Source organism: Oleiphilus sp. HI0080 (assembly GCF_001635135.1).
Genome location: NZ_LWFU01000010.1, coordinates 1 through 1,114, shown reverse-complemented (window position 1 = coordinate 1,114; position 1,114 = coordinate 1). Strand labels below are relative to the sequence as shown.

At 49.2% G+C, this 1,114-nt stretch carries 1 protein-coding gene, 1 tRNA gene and 1 pseudogene; 1 reads left to right on the top strand and 2 read right to left on the bottom strand.

Annotated elements, in window-relative coordinates:
* Window positions 1-511: pseudogene (locus A3751_RS00305) on the bottom strand (alpha/beta fold hydrolase); the annotation flags it as partial.
* Window positions 512-645: 134 nt separating this feature from the next.
* On the opposite strand from A3751_RS00305, the gene A3751_RS00300 reads away from it, so the two are divergent.
* Window positions 646-721, top strand: a tRNA-Asn gene (locus A3751_RS00300).
* Between the two features lie 71 nt (window positions 722-792).
* On the opposite strand, the gene A3751_RS23335 is transcribed toward A3751_RS00300, so the two are convergent.
* Window positions 793-1,114 (bottom strand): hypothetical protein (locus A3751_RS23335; RefSeq protein WP_231876801.1); only part of this gene is annotated, 322 nt, incomplete at its 5' end.

The following is a 1,114-nucleotide window of genomic DNA, read 5'->3' as shown; positions in this document are numbered from 1 at the left end:
CGCAGGGCACCGAGAACGCTAGCGCTGCTTTTACCTCCGTCGGTAAATACTGCTTCTCGCGCGATACGTATAATAGAGTCTTGTTCCCGCCGATACTGAATCCACACAACGCAATTTTATCGTAGCCTCGGCTTATCGCTTCGCGTACAAGCAGATCAAGATCTTCTGTCGATCCACTATGGTAGTTCTGCAGCCTCTTGTTCGGCACGCCCGCACAACTTCTATAATTCCAGGCAAGCACATCCCAGCCAGTGTCCAATGCTTGTGCGGCCATGCCAAGAACATAAGGGCGCCGGCTGTTGCCCTCCAAACCATGACTTATAATCAGCAAGCGTTTAGCGCTTGCACAATACCAATCGATATAAAGCTCATCACCATCCGGAGTTGCCAACACCTCCTCCATTGGAAGCTGCTTCAAGTGACGAACCTTACGAAACGAAGCAAGCACGGTATGAATGTGCGGATTTCTAAGCAAAAAAGGCGGGCGGTAAGAAAGGTGTTCAACAGGCATAAACGCCGCTCATCTGGTTGATTTATAAACAAAATTTGGAGCCAAATGTTAACACGTACAAATAATTCAAATAAGCGCGTTTTTTTTGTTGACGCTTTTTTTTGATCTGGGTAGTATTCGCGCCGTTGAGAAGTTCCCCGATAGCTCAGTTGGTAGAGCAACGGACTGTTAATCCGTGGGTCGCTGGTTCGAGCCCAGCTCGGGGAGCCAATTCTCCCTTCCTCTCAACAACATTCCTTGAAACGTATACAACGGATCCGTGGCAAACTCCATGACTTTGCCTAGTTCGAGCCCAGCTCGGGGAGCCAATTCTCCCTTACTCTCAACAACATTCTTTGAAACGTATACAACGGATCCGTGGCAAACTCCATGACTTTGCCTAGTTCGAGCCCAGATCGGGGAGCCAATTCTCCCTTACTCTCAACAACATTCTTTGAAACGTATACAACGGATCCGTGGCAAACTCCATGACTTTGCCTAGTTCGAGCCCAGCTCGGGGAGCCAATTCTCCCTTCCTCCCAGCAACATTCTTTGAGATGCATACTACTGATCCCAAGCAAACGCGCCAAATGCCTCTTGATCAGTGCTAGATAGCGCCCCGCC